12 protein-coding genes are annotated in these 18000 nt (G+C 71.8%); 5 read left to right on the plus strand and 7 right to left on the minus strand.

Going from position 1 to position 18000, the window contains the following annotated elements; translation table 11 throughout:
- Positions 1–145: 145 nt before the first annotated feature.
- Positions 146–676 (minus strand): tRNA adenosine deaminase-associated protein, encoded by a 531-nt coding sequence (locus ENC19_RS25290; RefSeq protein ID WP_164449572.1) that lies wholly within the window; start codon positions 674–676, stop codon positions 146–148.
- A 386-nt stretch (positions 677–1062) separates the two neighbouring features.
- A complete protein-coding gene (locus ENC19_RS25295) occupies positions 1063–1443 on the minus strand; it encodes a hypothetical protein (RefSeq protein ID WP_281604644.1) in 381 nt (126 codons plus the stop codon).
- 29 nt (positions 1444–1472) lie between these two features.
- Between ENC19_RS25295 and ENC19_RS25300 the strand changes: the two genes are divergently transcribed.
- The 3 genes from ENC19_RS25300 to ENC19_RS25310 all read left to right on the plus strand — a co-directional run bounded on the left by ENC19_RS25300 (position 1473) and on the right by ENC19_RS25310 (position 6463).
- Entirely contained in the window at positions 1473–2228 is a 756-nt protein-coding gene (locus ENC19_RS25300; RefSeq protein WP_164449573.1) for a M23 family metallopeptidase, read from the plus strand.
- Positions 2229–2392: 164 nt separating this feature from the next.
- Entirely contained in the window at positions 2393–5305 is a 2913-nt protein-coding gene (locus ENC19_RS25305; protein WP_164449574.1) for a glycosyl hydrolase, read from the plus strand.
- A 72-nt stretch (positions 5306–5377) separates the two neighbouring features.
- Positions 5378–6463 (plus strand): PHP domain-containing protein, encoded by a 1086-nt coding sequence (locus ENC19_RS25310; protein WP_164449575.1) that lies wholly within the window; start codon positions 5378–5380, stop codon positions 6461–6463.
- Here the strand turns inward: ENC19_RS25310 and ENC19_RS25315 are convergent.
- Positions 6417–7466 carry a DMT family transporter gene (locus ENC19_RS25315; RefSeq protein WP_328824381.1) on the minus strand — a complete coding sequence of 350 codons (1050 nt, stop codon included), beginning with the start codon at positions 7464–7466 and terminating at the stop codon, positions 6417–6419. The two genes, ENC19_RS25310 and ENC19_RS25315, sit on opposite strands and share 47 nt — an antisense overlap.
- A 117-nt stretch (positions 7467–7583) precedes the next feature.
- On the opposite strand from ENC19_RS25315, the gene ENC19_RS25320 reads away from it, so the two are divergent.
- Positions 7584–8183: a Uma2 family endonuclease gene (locus ENC19_RS25320; protein WP_164449577.1), complete on the plus strand. Its 600-nt coding sequence runs from the start codon at positions 7584–7586 to the stop codon at positions 8181–8183.
- A gap of 49 nt (positions 8184–8232) precedes the next feature.
- Entirely contained in the window at positions 8233–9903 is a 1671-nt protein-coding gene (locus ENC19_RS25325) for a DUF885 domain-containing protein (protein ID WP_164449578.1), read from the plus strand.
- 50 nt (positions 9904–9953) lie between these two features.
- Here ENC19_RS25325 and ENC19_RS25330 read toward each other — a convergent pair whose 3' ends face one another.
- The 4 genes from ENC19_RS25330 to ENC19_RS25345 form a co-directional block, all read right to left on the minus strand.
- Positions 9954–11093 (minus strand): DUF3068 domain-containing protein, encoded by a 1140-nt coding sequence (locus tag ENC19_RS25330; RefSeq protein ID WP_164449579.1) that lies wholly within the window; start codon positions 11091–11093, stop codon positions 9954–9956.
- 68 nt (positions 11094–11161) lie between these two features.
- On the minus strand, positions 11162–11983 hold the full coding sequence (locus ENC19_RS25335; RefSeq protein ID WP_216592806.1) for a class I SAM-dependent methyltransferase: 822 nt from the start codon (positions 11981–11983) through the stop codon (positions 11162–11164).
- Positions 11980–16266 carry an alpha-(1->3)-arabinofuranosyltransferase gene (locus tag ENC19_RS25340; RefSeq protein WP_164449580.1) on the minus strand — a complete coding sequence of 1429 codons (4287 nt, stop codon included), beginning with the start codon at positions 16264–16266 and terminating at the stop codon, positions 11980–11982. The genes ENC19_RS25335 and ENC19_RS25340 overlap by 4 nt, the downstream gene beginning before the upstream one ends.
- Positions 16263–17930 carry a substrate-binding and VWA domain-containing protein gene (locus ENC19_RS25345; RefSeq protein WP_164449581.1) on the minus strand — a complete coding sequence of 556 codons (1668 nt, stop codon included), beginning with the start codon at positions 17928–17930 and terminating at the stop codon, positions 16263–16265. Before ENC19_RS25345 ends, ENC19_RS25340 begins: the two co-directional genes overlap by 4 nt.
- Positions 17931–18000: the final 70 nt, after the last annotated feature.

The raw sequence follows: 18000 nt of genomic DNA on the forward strand, positions 1-18000 counted from the left end.
CCAGAGTTCGTGGCGCTGTCGCCGGCCGGTGCCGGTCGGGTCGGCCAGGCCCTCGTCCGCTCCCGGCCCGCGCCGACCGACCGATCCGGGAGTGGGTTGCCCCGGCCGGACCGTCTCCAGCGCCGGATCGGTGACGTCGGAGGGCTCAGACCTCACGCAGTTCCTCGACGTCGTCGACGCAGCCCAGCACCTGGCAGATCTCGGCGGTGACGTCGGCCGGCATCATTCCCTCGTGGGCGCAGAGCGCGAGCAGCCGTTGCGCGGGAACGCCCAGGTCGGTCAGGAGATCCGCCTCGCCGACCGGGTCCGCCTCCGGGTCGACGGCAGGCTGGTCGCTGTCCTCGTCACCGCTGGTGGCGGCCGGACGCACCTCTTCGGGCTCGTCGAGCCCGGTCACCGACGTCTTCAGGTCACCGACCAGCAGCGCGCCCAGCCGGGATTCCTCCGCGTACGCCGAGTCGGAGCCGAAGACCCGCAGGTCCTCACCCTCGTCGAGGCGCAGGATCACCAGATAGGTGTCGTCCGCCTCGACGAACAGCAGCGACAGGTCCGCGTCCGGGGCGACGTCGCGGAGCCGCTCGGCGACCTCGTCGACGTCGGCGGCACCCCGCAGACTGAGCTCGGCGGCGGTCCAGCCGCCCTTCTCGCGCACGACGGCCGCAGCGAAGTACGACACGGTTCCCCCAAGTTGCCTCGGCACAGCACTCGCCGATCCGTTACGCGTGCACGTTAGCCGGTCGGGTCGGCAGGCGACCGGTCAACGCCCCGAAGGGCCGGTCATTCCTGGGGAAGGATCTTCGAGCCGCTCAGCCAGCGAGACGCCGACGAGTGGCGATCAGCTGGCGGAGCTGCGCCGTGCGGGCGCGCTGTGGCCGTTCGCGTTCGCGTACCGCGCGCGCGTCCGCCAACTGCGCCAGGAGCTGGAGGCGGCGGCGGCTGCGATCGGGATCCAGCCGCGGAGTGGTCCAGGCCATACCGGGAGAGTGCCGAGTCCTGGCCATCGAAGTCAAGACGGGTTTCGGTGTCCGCGCGACGACGCACCGCAGTCGCCGCCGGAGGTGCTCACCAGAGGGGCCAGTCGCCGCTGCTCATCCAGCGGGTGACGACCGCGGCGGTGGCGATGCTCCACCCCCCGGCGGTGACGATAGCGATGCCGGCCGCCACTCCCCGGTCGCCGTACCCGACCATCACCAGGGCCGTGAGCCAGGCCAGCACGCCGGCGAGCAGGGTCCACCAGACGTACCCGACGAGGCTGCCACCGAGCAGGCCGAAGAGGACCAGCCAGGCCAGGGTTCCGAGCGCACCCGCGGCGACGCCGGCGCCGCCGACCGGATTCGGCTCCCGGTAGGTGGGGCGTGGTGGCCGTCCGGTGGGAAAGAGGCCCGACGGGTTGTACGGCAACACCGGTACCCACTCCTCCGCACGAACGGACGCTGTGCCCACCACCGTACCGAGTCTGTCAGGATGGCCGGATGGTTCCGCTGACGATCGGACGCCGGCGCGCGTACGCCCTGTTGCTGCTCGCGCCGGTGCTCGCGGTGAGCGGCTGCGGTGCTCCCGACGCACCGACGATCGCCGGGCCGACCGCACTGGTCAGCCCGACGGCCGCGGTGAGTCCGACGGTCGCTGCGAACACTGGCGCACCCGGCGCGACCAGCTCGGCACCCGATCGTCCGGACCAGCCGACGGCGGCACCGCGCGAGGGCCTGCCCCACGTCTTTCCGGTACGCGCCAGGAAGGTGGCGTACCACCCGACCCACTCGGCGTACCCGGGAACGGACATCTTCGCCGACTGCGGTGAGCCGGTCGTCGCGGTCACCGACGGCACGATCGGTGAGGTCAGCCGGCGTGACCGGTACAAGAAGAGCGGTCCGCAGGGGCCGTACAACGGCGGCCTGTCCGTGTCGGTCATCGGTGACGACGGGGTGCGTTACTACGGCTCGCACCTGACCGAGATCGCCGAGGGCATCGAGGCCGGGGTGCGGGTACGGGCCGGCCAACGGCTCGGCACGGTGGGCCGCACCGGCAACGCCAACAACGTCTGCCATCTGCACTTCGGCATCTCCCCGCCGTGCCTGGGCGAGGACGGCTGGTGGATCCGCCGGGGTGTGGTCTGGCCCGCGCCGTACCTGAACTCGTGGCGCAAGGGTGGCAACCGGGAGCCGGCGGCCGAGGTGGCCGCCTGGCATCGCAAGCACGGCTGCCCGAGGAAACCGCCCGCGCGCTGACAAGCGTCATCCGCGTTTCATCAGTCCGAAACATTGACGCAGGTCTCGCCGGTGAACTACCGTCCGGCTAACCAGAGAGAGCGCTCTCTCAGGCACTTAAGTTCACAATCCCGACGAAGCGTGCGCCGACCGGCGCGGCCGGGCCGGCACGCGTTGGAGGAAAGATGAGACCTCCCGTCCCACGCCGCCCCCACCATCGAATCCTGGCCGCCACCGCCGCCGCGACCCTGGTCCTCGGCGGACTGGCCGTCATCGCCGGCTCCGCGGCGCAGGCCGCGCCGGTCGGTGCCGGCAGCTACACCACCACTGCGGTCGGCCCGCTTCCCGGCGGCTGCGGCACCATCGCCAACAACCCCCGGCAGTACGTCACCGCCGCCGCGCCATCGGGGGCCGTACCCACAAACGACTGGTGGTCGTCGCTGCTGTGGAAGCGGCTGAACTGCACCTTCAGCGAGCCCCTGCACGCGCATCCGGTGTCCTACCAACCCGTCACCGACGGGCTGGGCTTCTCCGCCACCTCGACCCCCGCCATCTCCGGCACCGCCACCGGGGTGGGCGAGTTCAAGTACCCGTACGTCGAGGACATCCGGGTCGGTGTGGCTGGCCTGGCCGCCCCCAACGCGCTGGTGGACGGTTGGACGGACTGGACGGTCACCCCGTACTGGAGTGACGGGGCGCGGACGATGCGCGCCACCATCGGCCACGGGTTGCCGCTTGCGTACTTCCGCACCAGCGGCGGCGACGCGGTGATCAACGCGACCGGCGGCAGCCCCACGGTCTGGTCCAACAACGGCAGCAGCATCGGCTTCACCGTGCGCGGCCACGACTACGTGGCGTACGCGCCGGCCGGCGCGACCTGGACCGTCAGCGGCAGCCGGATCAGCTCCAACCTCGCCGGGCGCGGCTACTTCACCGTCGCACTGCTGCCGGCCACCGGTGGCGGCACCGCCCGTACCCAGCTCGCCAACACCTACGGTCAGTACGCGCACGCCCACGTCACCGGCACCCGGGTCAGCTACAGCTACAACGCGGCGACCAGCCGGGTGGAGACCCGGTACACCTTCACCACCACGCCCCGCGAGGGCACCGAGACGCGGACCGTGGTCAGCCTCTACCCGCACCAGTGGCGGGCGCTGACCGGGGCCACCACGATCACACCGACCTACCCGTCCGCCCGGGGCCGGATGAAGGTGGTCACCGGCGTCGGTGAGTTCCGCACCTCGATGCGGTTCAACGGGGTACTGCCCGAGCTGCCCGCCGTCGCCACCGGAACCGGCGCCGACCTGACCACGCTGCGGCAGCACCTGGCGGCGGTGCGGGCCAACCCGATGGACCAGCGCGGCAACGACACCTACTGGACCGGCAAGGGACTCGGCCGGGCGGCCCGCATCGCCGAGATCGCCGACCTGGTCGGCGACAGCGAGACCCGCACCTCGGCGCTGAACGCCATCCGCGCCACCCTCAACGACTGGCTCACCGCCTCGTCCGGCGAGACCCAACGGCTGTTCTACTACGACCAGCGGTGGGGAACGCTCATCGGCTACCCGGCGTCGTACGGCTCCGACCAGGAACTCAACGACCACCACTTCCACTACGGCTACTACATCGCCGCCGCCGCCACGCTCGCCAAGTTCGACCCGAACTGGGCCCGGCAGGACCAGTACGGCGGCATGATCGACCTGCTCATCCGGGACGCGAACAACTACGACCGGTCGGACACCCGCTTCCCGTACCTGCGCGACTTCGACATCTACGCCGGGCACGACTGGGCCTCCGGGCACGGCGCGTTCGCCAGCGGCAACAACCAGGAGTCGTCGTCGGAGGGGATGAACTTCGCCAACGCCCTGATCCAGTGGGGACAGGTCACCGGCAACACCGCGGTACGCGACGCCGGCATCTACCTCTACACCACCCAGGCCGCGGCGATCCACGAGTACTGGTTCGACGTCACCGGCGAGAACTTCCCCACCGAGTTCGGACACTCCAACGTGGGCATGGTCTGGGGTGACGGCGGCGCGTACGCCACCTGGTTCAGCGCCGAGCCCGAGATGATCCAGGGCATCAACCTGCTGCCGATCACCGGTGGGCACCTCTACCTTGGCCAGCACCCGAACTACAACTCGGTGAAGTACGCCGAACTGGTCCGCAACAACGGCGGCGAGCCGACCGTGTGGCAGGACATCCACTGGCAGTTCCTCGCCCTCGGTGACGCCGACGCGGCGCTGGCCAAGCTGCGGGCCAACCCCGGCTACACCCCGGAGGAGGGCGAGAGCAGGGCGCACACCTTCCACTGGGTCCGCAACCTGGCCGCCCTCGGCCGGGTCGACACCGGGATCACCGCCGACCACCCGCTGGCCGCCGTGTTCAACCGCAACGGCGCCCGGACGTACGTGGCCAGCAACATCTCCGGTTCGCCGCTGACCGTACGGTTCTCCGACGGCACACAGCTGACCGTGGCGGCCGGGCGCACCACCACGAGTGGGGCGCACACCTGGAGCGGAGGCAGCGGCGGCGGGGGTACGCCACCGAGCCCGACGCCGACGCCGACGTCCACCCCGACGCCGACGCCGACCCCTACGCCCACTCCCACGCCGACCGACCCGCCGTCCAGCTCACCGGTGCGCTACCTGTTGTCCGGTGGCGGTCTGGGTGCCTCCGGCAGCGCCGGCACGACCAGCGTGAGCAGCGCCGGCGGCGCGAACCACGACGGCACGCCGCGCAACCCGGTGGTCTTCACCGCGACCGGGCTCAACCTCGACCACAACGGTGGGCAGACCGCGTTCGACCTGTTCCTGGACGCCGGCACGGCGGTCGGCAACGGGGTGCAGGCCCGCGTCTCGTACGACCTGACCGGTGACGGCAGTTGGGAGCGGGTGGAGACGTACCGCTACTTCGCCACCGACCCGGTGCCGGGCTGGGAGCACTACACCCAGGCCGCCGGACTGCACTCCAGCAGCGGTTCCCTCGGCAACCTGCGGAGTGGCACCGTCCGGGTGGAGGTGTGGTCCGCCATCGGCAACAACTCCACCACCCTCGGTGTCGGGAACCGCTCCCTGGTGCGGCTGCCGTACGCCTGATCCCGCACCCTGATCCGCCCCGCGCCGCCGGTCGTACCGCGACCGGCGGCGCGGCCGCGTAGGTTTGCCGACATGAGCGAGCGCCAGCGAGCGAACCAGCAGCGGGACCCCATCGCCGACCTGCGCCGGATCGCCTTCCTGCTGGAGCGGGCGAACGAGGCCACCTATCGGGTCCGCGCCTTCCGTTCGGCGGCGAAGGCGCTGGCCGCGCTGCCGGCCGAGGAGGTGGCCGAGCGGGCCCGGACCGGCAAGCTCACCGAGCTGGCCGGGGTCGGCGACGTCACCGCTCGCTGCGTGGCCGAGTCGCTGGCCGGGGAGGAGCCGGTCTACCTGCGCCGGCTGGTCGCCACCGAGGGCAGCGACCTGGACGCCGAGGCCACCGCCCTGCGTACCGCCCTGCGCGGCGACTGCCACACCCACTCCGACTGGTCCGACGGTGGGTCACCGATCGAGGAGATGGCGCTGGCCGCCGTGGAGCTGGGCCACGAGTACCTGGTGCTGACCGACCATTCGCCCCGGCTGAAGGTGGCCCGGGGACTCACCGCGGACCGGCTGCGCCGCCAGCTCGACCACGTGGCCCGGCTCAACGAGGCGCTGCCGGAGGGGTTCCGCATCCTCACCGGCATCGAGGTCGACATCCTCGCCGACGGTTCGCTCGACCAGGACGAGGAGTTGCTGGCCCGGCTGGACGTGGTGGTCGGGTCGGTGCACAGCGGGCTGAACGACGACCGGGCGAAGATGACCCGGAGGATGCTGACCGCCGTCGCCAATCCGCACCTGGACATCCTCGGCCACTGCACGGGTCGGATGGTCTCGTCGCGTCCGGCCGGAGTGACCGGGCCGGGCGACCGGGGGCACCGCGCCCGGACCCGGGCCGAGAGTGACTTCGACGCCGACGCCGTCTTCGCCGCCTGCGTGGCACACGACACCGCCGTGGAAATCAACTCACGGCCGGAGCGGCAGGACCCGCCGAAGCGGTTGATCCGGCGGGCGCTGGAGGCCGGTTGCCGGTTCGCCATCAGCACCGACGCGCACGCTCCGGGCCAGTTGGACTGGCAGCGCTTCGGCTGCGAGCGGGCCGCCCGGTGCGGAGTCCCCGCCGATCGCGTGGTCAACACGTGGACGGCCGACGAACTGGTCGCCTGGGCGCGCGCCTGACCGCCCCGCTGACCCGCGTTCGGTCAGCGGGTGGCGGGCTCGACGAGCGGTGCCGTCGGGGCGCCCACCCCGGCGCGACCCGGCGACGCCGACGGCCGAGCAGGCCCTGCGACACGGCCACGCCGAGCAGCACGATCAGCGCTCCGACCGGCTGGTGCCAGGTGAGCCGCTCGCCGAGCACGACGGCACCGATGAGTACCGCGAACACCGGAATCAGGTACGTCACGGTGGAGGCGGTGGTCGCGCCCACGATCCGGATGTTCCGCAGGTGGATCACGAAGGCGAGCCCGGTGCCGAGCGCGCCCAGCGCCAGCACGGCCGCGAGCACCCGCGGCGACAGCGCGGTCGGCAGCGGCGGCGCACCGGCCACCACCGGTGCCACGATCGCAAGCTGGGCCGCCGCGACGATCAGCTGCGCCGCCGACAGGGACAGCCCCGACAGGGTGCTGCCGGCGATGAACTTCTTCTGGTACGGGATGGCCAGGCCGTAGCAGGCGGCAGCACCGAAGCACATCAGCTGGCCGACGAAGTGCGCACCGCCGATGCCCTGCCAGACGCCGAGCACCACCATCACCCCGGTGAAGCCGAGCCCCAGCCCGACCGCACCGGGTGCGGTCAGCCGCTCGGTGCGGAACACCAGCACCGCCAGCGGCAGCACGACAAGCGGAGTGGTCGCGTTCCAGATGCCGGCGAGCATCGACTCGACCCGCTGCTCGCCGTAGCCGAACAGGGTGAACGGCAGCGCCACCCCGAAAGCGGCGATCACCGTCAGGTGACCCCAGACCCGCGGATCGCGCGGTAGCCGGTCACGCAGCACGGCGAGCACCACCAGCAGGGTCAGCGCGCCGGAGCCGACCCGGTAGAGGGTGAGGTGCAGCGGGTGCAGCTCGGCCACCCCGACCTTGATGAAGAGAAAGCTGGAACCCCAGATCGCGGCGAGGGCGACGAAGCCGGGCAGCCAGCTCCGCAACGCCGGTCGGTCAGGGGTGAAGTCGCCTGTCACCCCTGACACTCTGCCGCCGGGGTACGACATTGTCCTGCGGTTTTCGGCCGTCGTGTCGCGCGCCACAGAAACCACCTACATTTGTAGAGCGTTGACCGACCGAGGAGGTGTAACACCATGGCGATGCCGATCCGCTTCGACCCGCTCGTCGACCTCGACGGCATGTGGACGACCCAGCTCGCCGACCGCTACCTCCCGTTGCCTGAGCTACCCGATGCGCGGTACGAGTGCATCGACGGGAGGTTGGTCATGACGCCCGCCGAGGTCGGCACGAACAGCTACGGCGAGATCGAACTCGCCCATCTACTGAAAGCCGCCGCCAGAGCCCACGGCTTCTACGTCTTCGGGCAGGTGAACCTGACCTTCTCCGCGCAGCGGTGGATCCAGCCGGACCTCACCGTGCTGCACGCGTTGCCGAAGACCGACGAGGAGGATCGCTGGATCCCGGCCCACCTGTGCACCATGGCCGTGGAGTTCGTCTCCCCCGGCAGCCGCCGGCAGGACTTCGTCGACAAACCGATGCGCTGCGCCGAGGGAGGGGTGCCCTACTTCATGCGGGTGGAGATCTCGCGCCGGCTGCGGCACGTCGCGGTGGAGCTGTTCACCCTCGGCAAGTTCGGCGGCTACGACACGCTCGCCAAGGCGGTGAGCGGCGACCGGCTCCGCGCCGACGAGCCGTTCCCGATCGACTTCGACCCGGCCGACCTGCTGCCCTGACCGGTTCGGCGGCACCACCTCGACGCCCACCTCGCGTAGGGTGCGCAGCGTGGGAAGAATCGACGATCTGGCCGACCGCTACGTCGCCGAGTGGGCGGCGCTGAGCCCGACCGGCGCCACCTATGTCGGCATCGCCGGCCATGACGACAAGTTCGACGACCTGTCACCGGACGGGTACGCCGCGCGCGCCGAGTTGGCCCGACGCACCCTGGCCGAGCTCGGCACCATCGAGCCGGAGACGGAGGCCGAGCGCACCGCGCGCGAGGCGATGCAGGAGCGTCTCGGTCTCGAACTGGACCTGTACGACGCCGGCGAGACCACCAGCGAGGTCAGCGTCATCACCAGCGGGCTGCACGAGATCCGGATGGTCTTCGACCTGATGCCCACCGACGGGGAGCAGGCACGGGCCAACCTGGCCGCCCGGCTGAACCTCTTCCCGCACGCGTTGGAGGAGTACAAGACCACGTTGCGCGAGGCGGCGGCCGCCGGGCGGGTCAGCTCGCGGACCCAGCTGATCGAGGTGGCCAAGCAGTGCGACGTCTGGGTCGATCCGGACGGTGACAACGTCTTCCACGGGCTTGTCGAACGGCTGGGCGAGGAGGGTAGCCTCGGCTCCGAGCTGCGTCGCGGTGCGGCGGCGGCCACGGCGGCGACCGCCGAGTTCGGCCAGTTCCTGCGCACCGAGCTGGCCCCGCACGGGCGGGAGAAGCAAGCCGCCGGCCGCGAGCGCTACGAGATGGCCTCCCAGTACTTCCTCGGTGCCCGGATCGACCTCGACGAGACGTACGCCTGGGGGTTCGCCGAGTTGGCCCGGTTGGAGGCCGACATGCGGACGGTGGCCGCACAGATCGCCGGTCCGAGCGCCACCATCGACGAGGCCGTGGCGACGTTGGACGCCGACCCGGCGCGCACCATCCGGGGTCGGGACGCGTTCCGCGACTGGATGCAGGAGTTGGCCGAGCAGGCGATCAGCGACCTCCACGGCACCCATTTCGACATCCCCGAGCAGGTCCGGCGGATCGAGTGCATGATCGCGCCGACCAGCGACGGCTCGATCTACTACACCGGCCCGAGCGAGGACTTCACCCGGCCGGGTCGGATGTGGTGGGCGGTGCCGCAGGGCCTGACGGACTTCTCCACCTGGCGGGAGGTGACCACCGTCTACCACGAGGGGGTCCCCGGTCATCACCTCCAGATCGGCCAGACCGCAGTCCGGGCCGATCTGCTCAACCGCTGGCAGCGGCTGCTCTGCTGGGTCTCCGGGCACGGCGAGGGTTGGGCGTTGTACGCCGAGCGGCTGATGGAGGAGTTGGGCTACCTGGACGACCCGGGCAACCGGCTCGGCATGCTGGACGGCCAGGCGCTGCGGGCGGCCCGGGTCATCGTGGACATCGGCATGCACCTGGAGCTGGAGATTCCCAAGGACAACCCGTTCGACTTCCACCCTGGTGAGCGCTGGACCCCGGAGCTTGGTTGGGAGTTCCTGCGGGCGCACTGCCGGGTGCCGGACGAGATACTGCGCTTCGAGCTGAACCGGTACCTGGGTTGGCCCGGGCAGGCACCGTCGTACAAGGTGGGCGAACGGATCTGGCTTCAGGCGCGGGAGGACGCGAAGGCCCGCAAGGGCGCCGAATTCGATCTGCGGGAGTTCCATCGGCAGGCACTCGACCTCGGCGGGCTCGGTCTCGACCCGCTGCGCCGTGCCCTCGCCCGACTCTGACACCGCGGGGCGGGCCTTGACAGGCCCGCCCCGCGACGTCACTCCTGGTGCTACTGCTTCTCCGACTCGCCCTGTGCCGACCGCTGACTCGGCACCGTGGACTCCTCGGACTTCCAGTTGGTCGAGGCGGGCGGGATCTCGTCGGTCAACGGCCCAGCCTCCCGCGCGTCGTCCCGCACCGGCGGCTGGTCGACGCGGGTCGGTGCCGGGTCAACGGCGGCGTGCCTGGCCACGGTGGCCGGCGTACGGCTACGGGAAACCAGCAGCCCGACCAGGATCAGCACCAGGCCCAGCACGGCGAGCCCGAGCGGCGCGAACACACCGAGGATGTTGAGCTGGTTCCGGCTCTCCTTGGCCCGGTCCACCGAGGACGCCACGGTCTCCTCGTTGTAGGAGAAGTCGGCGTCGAGCAGCGTCACCGGGGTGCCCGTGTTCGGCACGAGCACCTTCTTCTGCTGCTCCCGGACCTTCAGGTAGGAACCGGTGACCGGGTCAACCCAGACCGTACGGGTGTTGCTGTAGACGACGTCACCCGACGTGGAGCCGGGGGCGAGCGCACCGAGGAGCAGTCCCACCCGGTCGGTGGCCAACGGCAGCTTCTCGTCGGTGATGACCTGCTCGTACCGGTACGCCTCGACGCCGTTGATGTCCTCGGTGCCCTTGAACTCGGCCATCCGGGTCTGCCGCAGATCCCGGTCGAAGACCTCGTAATTGTCCTGCGCCGAGTCGAACGGGAACTTGTAGACCTGACCGGCGAAGGCGACCTTCTCCGGCGTGCCGCTCTCGTCGAGGAACTGCTCGTTCCAATCCACAGCCGCGGCGGAGACCCGATCCAGTGCCAGTTCGGCACCGTACGCACTGACCAGTTCCTTGGAGTCGGTCCGCTCGACGGTCTGGCCGACCCGCCAGACCACCGCGTCACCGGCGAGGTCACCGCTGAGCGCCGCGGTCTTGGCACGCTCCGGAGTGACCTGGACGGTTGACCTCAGGTCACCCCGGTTGATGGCGACCGCGCCGTTGGTGATCTGTAGGAACGTCGCCCCTTTTGCCTCGGCTACCGACGTCGACGAATCGAGGTCGTAGGGCAGTTTGGTCATCGCAGGCTTGACGACGAACACCAACCCGGCGGCCAGCGCCAGGAGCAGGACGCCGCCGCCGAACAGCACGGCACCCACGGCGCGGTGCTTCATGTTTCCTCCCTGAGGAGCTCAATATCGTCGATGTCAATCAGTGGGATGGCCGCGAGGTTACTACCAAGTCACATAGCCACGCGACCCCCGGTCAGCTCTGATTTCTCCACCGCACCGGGCTGCCGTTCACCGGCCCTGCGCAGTACGAGCACGAAGTTCCACGCCGCCACCTCGCGAACGCCGGGCACCCGGATCACCCACCGCGCCCACCACGGGTGATAACGCGGCAACGCGTCCAGCACCTCGACGTCACCGTTGCCCCTGGCCCAACGCAGCGTGTCCGAGATCGAGACCGGGAAAAGCGTCTCCCGGTAGCGGTTCTTGGGCGGCCGTCCCATCCGCCGCTCGTAGCGACGGCGGGCCCGGTTGCCGCCGAGGTAGTGCCAGGGCGCCGTCTCGTGGCCGCCCCACGGCGACAACCAGGGGGTGTACGACACGAAGATGAGCCCGCCGGGCCGGGTCACCCGCACCATCTCGTCGAGCATCCGGGGTGGCTCGGCGACGTGTTCGACGACGTTCGAGGAGAACGCCACGTCCACGCTACCGCTACGGATCGGCAGCGCCGTGCCGCTGCCCCGCAACATTCCCGCCACCGACTCGCCGGCCGCGGAGAAGTCCCCGACGTCCGGATCCAGCCCGAGGTAGCGGGCACCGGCAGCTCGGAAGGCGGCCGCGAAGTATCCCGGGCCGCCGCCCACGTCGAGCAGTGTCCGGCCCGCCAGCTCGGCGTAGCCGGACACCTGACGTACCGAGTCGGCGGCCAGCAGGCCGTAGAAGTGATCGGGGTCGGTCTGCTCCACCAGGAACGCCCGGAACAGGGCCACCGACCGGCGCAGCGAGGCGAAACGGCGTCGCTCCGCCCGCCGCGTACGGTCGTCCGCTGCCGTCACCGCGCCACCGTCCCGTCCTCTTCCTCACCCCGGCCGACAGCCACGTCCGGCGGCCCACCGGACGTGCCCGGCGTCACATCATCCGGGACGGCTGGTCCGGGGCGTACACCGGGGACCGGCACGACCGCGGCGACCACCGCACCGATCGCGACCAGCATCGCCGCCTGCACCCACGACCGGTAGGCCCAGTCCTGTCCGTGCCCCTGCAACCGACCGGCCACGGCGGTCACGGTGGCCACGGTCAGCCCGCCGAGCACCACCACCGGCAGCGCGCGTACCGCCAGTTGTCGCAGCAGCATCGCGGCCAGCACGATGGCCACCGGAAGCACCCCGCCCAACGCGGCGAGCAACACCACCAGCAGCACCCCGATCACCCAGGCGGGAGCCTCCGCCGCGATGGCGTCCGCCGCGTCCCCGCCCGGCACCGCGGCATCCCCGTCGGTCGTCGTCCGGCGGCGCGCCGGCCAGGCGGCCAGCACCAGCACGGCCGCCACCGCCACCGCGCCGGCCGCCAGACCGCCCCGGTACGCCCGGTCGGGGGCGAAGACGAGCCGGACCTCACCGCCGGCGCCGGCCGGCAGCACCCAGGCCTGCTGCCACCCGTCCACCCGGGAACTGGCCAGCGTCTCCCCGTCGAGAGTGGCCGTCCAGCCGGCGTTGGCGTTCTCCGGCACCACCAGCAACGCCTGCTCACCGGCGGCGACCCGGACGGTACGGTCGGTCGCCGCCCAGTCGAGCACCGTCACCTCCCGGTGCCGGGGTGCGGGGCGCGCGTCGCTGTCCGGCCGCAGGGTCGCGTCCTGGACCACGAAACCCGCCGACGGCGTGGTGGCCAGCCGCTGTCCGCCCGCCGGCAGGTCCAGCACCGCACCGTCCTCGCCGCAGATGTCGACCGGCACCGGCCGTCCGGCCAGCACGTCCGCCAGGCTGGCCGAGACCGAGGTGTCGTACCGGAAACCGGCAAGCTCGACTGTCGGTCCGTCACCGCAGCGCTCCACCACCCGGGTCTCGGTGTCGACCGGGCTCAGCAGGCTCGCCAGCGCCGGGATCTCCACCTCCGCGATGCCGGCCGTGGCAGGCCAGCCGTTGCCCCGCAGATCCGCCAGCCGGTGCTCGGTCTCCCGCACCACGATCTCGAGCCGGTCGGTACGCACCGCCGGGAAGCGGACCGTTCCGTCGGCCTCGACCGGCACCCGCACCTCGCGGCCGGGCGTGTGGATCTCCACCTGTCGTGGCAGCGATCCGATCGGCAACTCGCTCCCCCGCAGCCGCAACCGGTCGATACGCCGCTCGCCGGACCAGCGCAGCGTCAGGGTTGGACGCAGGTCTCCGGTGCCGGCCAGCCAGGCCGTTCCCGGGTCACCGTCGGTCGCCGCGTACGCGGCGACCGCCGGGTCGCCGCTCAGCCGGGACGACGAAGCCGCCCGTACCTTCGTACCGGAAAGCGTCAGCTCGCCACCCGGCCTCGGCACCGCCGACAGCTCCAGCCGGTACGTGCCGGCGGCCGGGTTGCGGAACAACCGGTCCAGGCCCAGTGGTTCCTCACCGACCCGGGCGAGGAACCGGTCGCAACGGATCACCGTGCCGTCGGGCCGGGTGGCCGCCCCACCGGAGCCACCGGCGGGCACCGACTCCGGGCTGGTCTGCTGCGCCGGATAGCACGCCGGGCGGTCCGCCGGCCCACGGCTGAACGCCCAACTGACCGGCGTCGACAGGTCGTCCGGCAGATCCGCCGGGGCCCGCAGCGCGCGGCGTGGTTCGGTGTCCGGGATGGACAACTCCTCGATGCCGACGGCCCCGTCGAGGCGGCCGCCGGCCACCGACAGCACCGTCACCCGGATCCGGCTGGTGGGGCCGGGCAGCGTGTAGTACGAGTGACCGCCCAGCGTGGGCGCCACCTCATGATCGACCGAGCCGCGGTCCGTGGTGAGCCGGAACCGTTGCACCGGCCAGCCCACCGCCAGGTCGCTCACGAACGCGAGTCGCACGCTGTCGACCTGGCGAGGGGTGTCCAGATCCACCTGGAGCCACTGTTCGACCGGCCCGACCAGCGGCGCGGAGTGCCAGGCCGTGGCCCGCTGCCCGTCGATGGCGGCGAACGGCAGGTGCGACGGGTCGGCCGGGCCGAAGCTGTCCACGAAGCTCGCGGCCGAGGACGCCGTCACCTCACGGATGCCCTGGTAGGTCGCGGTCGTCTGGTGCTGCTCGCCAGGGAAGGGCAACACGTCGAGGGCGACGCGGCGCTGCCGTCCCGCCTCGTTCGCGGTCAACGTCTGGGAGAGGTTGTCCCGGACCCGGCCGATGTCGCGCTCCCGGCGGCGTAGGCCGTCCGTGACGATCCACCGGTCGCCCACCGCATCGTCCGGGGACGCGGTCCGATCACCGGCGAGCAACACGGGTCGGTCCCTTTCCACCACCCCCTGTTCGAGCAGGGGAAGCAGTGACTCCGGACCACCGCTGACCGTCGGCACGTCGGCGGTCAGCACCGCCGAGGCCGTCGGCACCGGGCGCCGCACCTCGTACACCTCGATCGCCGGTGAGGCACCGGCACCGTCGTCCACCGGGCTGCCGAGGGTCCGGGACAGTGCCTCGGTGGTGCCGAAGGTGGCCACCCGGGCGATGCCGGGCGAGTCGGCCAACGCCCGACGCAGCACCGTCACCGGCGGCGCGTCAACCTGGGTCCGGTCGATGTCGTTGCGCAGCACCAGGTGCCGGAAGCCGGAGCGGGCGAGCAGGTCGGCCAGGCCGGCCGAACCCCGGCCGCTGGCCAGCACCTCCTCGACGGCGTCCATCATCCGGGTGTTGCCCGCCGACCCCAGCGGGATCTGGTTGCGGACCGCCCACGGCGCCTCGGCCAGCGCCTGCAACGGCTCGTCGACCGTGCGGCCCCAGTCGTACTGACCGAAGCCGGAGCCGGGCACCACCAGCGTGCGGGCCAGCGCATCGCGGTCGGCCAGCCAGGTCGCCGCCGATCGCCAGTGCGGCGGCAGGTCGGACCAGCCGGGGCCGGGACGCAACAGGCCCAGCCAGGCCGGTGCGGCGGCACCCAGCACGAGCAGCAGCACCGGTACGAAGACCAGCGGACGCAGCCGGATCCCGGGCCGACGGCGGGCCAGGGCGTGATGCATCCGGGTGGCCACCGCGTCGACACCGTGCGCGAAACCGAGCATCAGCGGCAGCCGCAGCACCGGGTCGAGCTTGTGCACGTTGCGGAACGGTGCCAACGGGCCGTCCAGCAGATCACGGACCAGCTCGGAGAGCGGACTGTCGACCGCCCCGACGTAACCGATGGTGAGCAGGGTCAGCCCGGTGAGGAACCCGGTCACCAGGAAGCGCCGCTGCGGCAGCAGGTTGCCGGCCAGCCCGGCCAGCCCGATCAGCGCCACCACCGCGGTCAGCGCCATCAGCACCGGATGGTCGATCAGCAGCCAGCCCGCCGGCCACCACGGCTCGCCCTGCACGATGTACGCGACCCACTGGTTGGTGCCGCGTACCGCCTGGAACAGGGAGGCCACCGCGGTGGTCGTGGTGGACGACTCGATGTAGTCGAGGAAGGGGAGGCTGTACTGGCCGAGCAGCAGCAGCGGCACGATCCACCACAGGCAGACCCCGACGACGCAGGCGCACCACCAGGCGACCAGTCCTACGTGCTGCGCGTCCCACCGTCGGGTGAGCAACCAGACGCCGGGCAGCAGCAGCGCCATCAGCACCACCGCCGCGTTGATCCCGCCCATGCCGAGCACGGCCAGGGCGGAGAGCGCCGCCGCCCGGCGCGGAGAACCGATCCGGCGTACGGTCACCAGCGGCAGCAGCACCCAGGGCAGCATCGAGGCGGCCAGTGCCTCCGAGGAGAGCGCGCCGACCTCGGTGAGGATCCGCGGGGCCAGCGCGTAGCCGAGCGCCGCCGCGTACCGCGTCGGTTCGGTGCCGATGTGCAGCGCCCGGGCCAGCCGCAGCAGCCCGTAGAAGGCGGCGACCAGCAGCAGTGTCGTCCACAGCCGCTGCGTGATCCAGGGCGGTACCGCCAGCCACTGCCCGGCGGCGAAGAACGGTCCCATCGGGAACAGGTAGCCGTACGCCTGGTTCTGCAACTCACCCGAGGTGGCTTCCGGGTTCCACAGGTGCAGCGCCCGGGCCATGAAGTGGATCGGGTTCGCGGCCAGGTCGAGTTTCGTGTCGAAGGTGACCTGACCGGGCCGCTGGCCGAAGGCGATCGCGGTGAGCAGCAGCAGCGACAGCACCGTGCCGGGCGAGCGGCGCAGCCGCGCCGGAATTCCCCTCATCGGCGGCACTCCGGTGGCAGGCAGCTCAGGTCGGCCAGTGCGGAGAAGAAGATGCGCCGCATCCCGCCCGGCTGCTCGGTGACGAAAACCCGTCCGCCGGTGACCTTCGTGATGGCCTTCAGCTCCTCCGGGTCGATGTCCGTGCCCAGACCGATGAAGATGATCGGCAAGGGGCGGCGTGGTTCCTGCAACCGCTTGAGTTCGGCCAGGAAGTCGGCGCGGCCGATGCTGTCGTCGTCCTCGTTGCGCCCGTCGGTCATCACCAGCACCAGGTTGATCCGGCCCGGCGTCCAGTTGCGGCGCGCGTCGCGGTACGCGGCCAGCGTGCTGTCGTACAGCCCGGTGCCGCCCTGCGGCTTGACCCGGATCTCGGCCAACGCCTCGGTCAACCGTTTGCGCTGGCTACCCAGTGGGCGTACCGGCAGGATCTCGCGGTGGTCCCGGTCGCCGTCGACCTTGGTGGAGAAGGCCCAGATGCCGAGTTCGCTGTTGTCCAGCAGCAGCGCCGCCCCCTCCCGAGCGGCCCGCACCGTGGCGTCGAGTCGGGTGCCACCGGCGGGTACCGGCGCGGCCATCGAACCGGAGATGTCCAGCAGGGTGAGAATCCGGGCGCTGCGCTGCACGCCGCTCCAACCGGTCAACACGTCGCTGACCGTCTGCTCGGCGGGCAGCGGCACCGGCCGGCGTTCCTCGGCCCGCAGCCGGTCGTCCCCCGGCATGGCCGGCGGGAAACCGGCCGCGGTCCGGAAACCGTAACCGGCGAACACCTCCCGGGCCTCGCCGGTCAGCAACGTGTCGAGGAACGCGCCGGCGGCGTCGCGGGCGCGTCCCTGCGCGGCGGGCAGCACCACGTACGGCAGGTCCAGCCAGGGCACGTCGACCTCCGGGTACGCCCCCACCAGCTTGCCGCTGGCCGCCAGGGCGTTGTGTTCCAGCACCGCCTGTTCGCTGGCGGCGACGACGCTCACCCGGCCGGGCAGGTCCTGGTTCGGGGTCAACGAGCTGGCTTCCTCGCCCGGGCTGAAGGTCCGCTCGGCGAGCCGACGCAACGTGGCCGCCACTGTCGCGGCCGAGTCCCGGTTGTCGTCGGCCAGTGCACGGGCGCCGAGCAGGGCGCCGACCCCGGCCGGGTCGGCCGCCGGATCGGGCAGCCCGACCTGGACCGCTTTCGCCCGGGCACCCAGGAGCGACGCCCAGTTCAGCGGCTTGTCCGGCCAACCGGATCGCCGTGCGACCCGGTCGGTGACGGCCAGCACCACCGGAGTGCTCGCCACCGACGTGCCCTGTCCGGGCACCTCGAAAGCACCAGCGGCACGGGCCCGGCGCAGCCAGAACGTCGACTCCGGCAGCCACGCGTCGGCCACGTCGGCGTCGTCGGCGAGTTCCCGGGCGACCGCCACCGACGGTCGGGCCCGCACCTCGACGGAGACGCACGGTTGGCTTCCGGCGTTGGCTCGGGCCACCCGGTCGAGGGCCGGGGCGATCACCGGAGCGGCCACCACCCGGAGCCGGACCTGTTCGACGCAGGTCGGGGTGCCCCGATCGGCCCGGATGTACGACACCGCCGCCCAGCCGGCAAGCAGCAGCGCAAGGGCGGCACTGAGCAGCACCACCGGCGAACGGCGGGACAGGACGCGCGCCGGCGCGGGACGGTCGGCAACCACCGCCGCCTCACCTCCTCGTCACGCCTGCGGACGATGTCCCGCCGCAGGTCACAACACCTGCCGCGACGAC

Origin of the sequence: Verrucosispora sioxanthis, from assembly GCF_010560025.1 — a bacterium.
GTDB lineage: Bacteria > Actinomycetota > Actinomycetes > Mycobacteriales > Micromonosporaceae > Micromonospora > Micromonospora palythoicola.

Excerpts from the sequence above, each read along its gene's own strand:
- ENC19_RS25300 (WP_164449573.1), top strand. The coding sequence starts at position 1,473 with ATGGTTCCGCTGACGATCGGACGCCGGCGCGCGTACGCCCTGTTGCTG.
- ENC19_RS25305 (WP_164449574.1), top strand. The coding sequence starts at position 2,393 with ATGAGACCTCCCGTCCCACGCCGCCCCCACCATCGAATCCTGGCCGCC.
- ENC19_RS25310 (WP_164449575.1), top strand. The coding sequence starts at position 5,378 with ATGAGCGAGCGCCAGCGAGCGAACCAGCAGCGGGACCCCATCGCCGAC.
- ENC19_RS25320 (WP_164449577.1), top strand. The coding sequence starts at position 7,584 with ATGGCGATGCCGATCCGCTTCGACCCGCTCGTCGACCTCGACGGCATG.
- ENC19_RS25330 (WP_164449579.1), bottom strand. The coding sequence starts at position 11,093 with ATGAAGCACCGCGCCGTGGGTGCCGTGCTGTTCGGCGGCGGCGTCCTG.
- ENC19_RS25340 (WP_164449580.1), bottom strand. The coding sequence starts at position 16,266 with ATGAGGGGAATTCCGGCGCGGCTGCGCCGCTCGCCCGGCACGGTGCTG.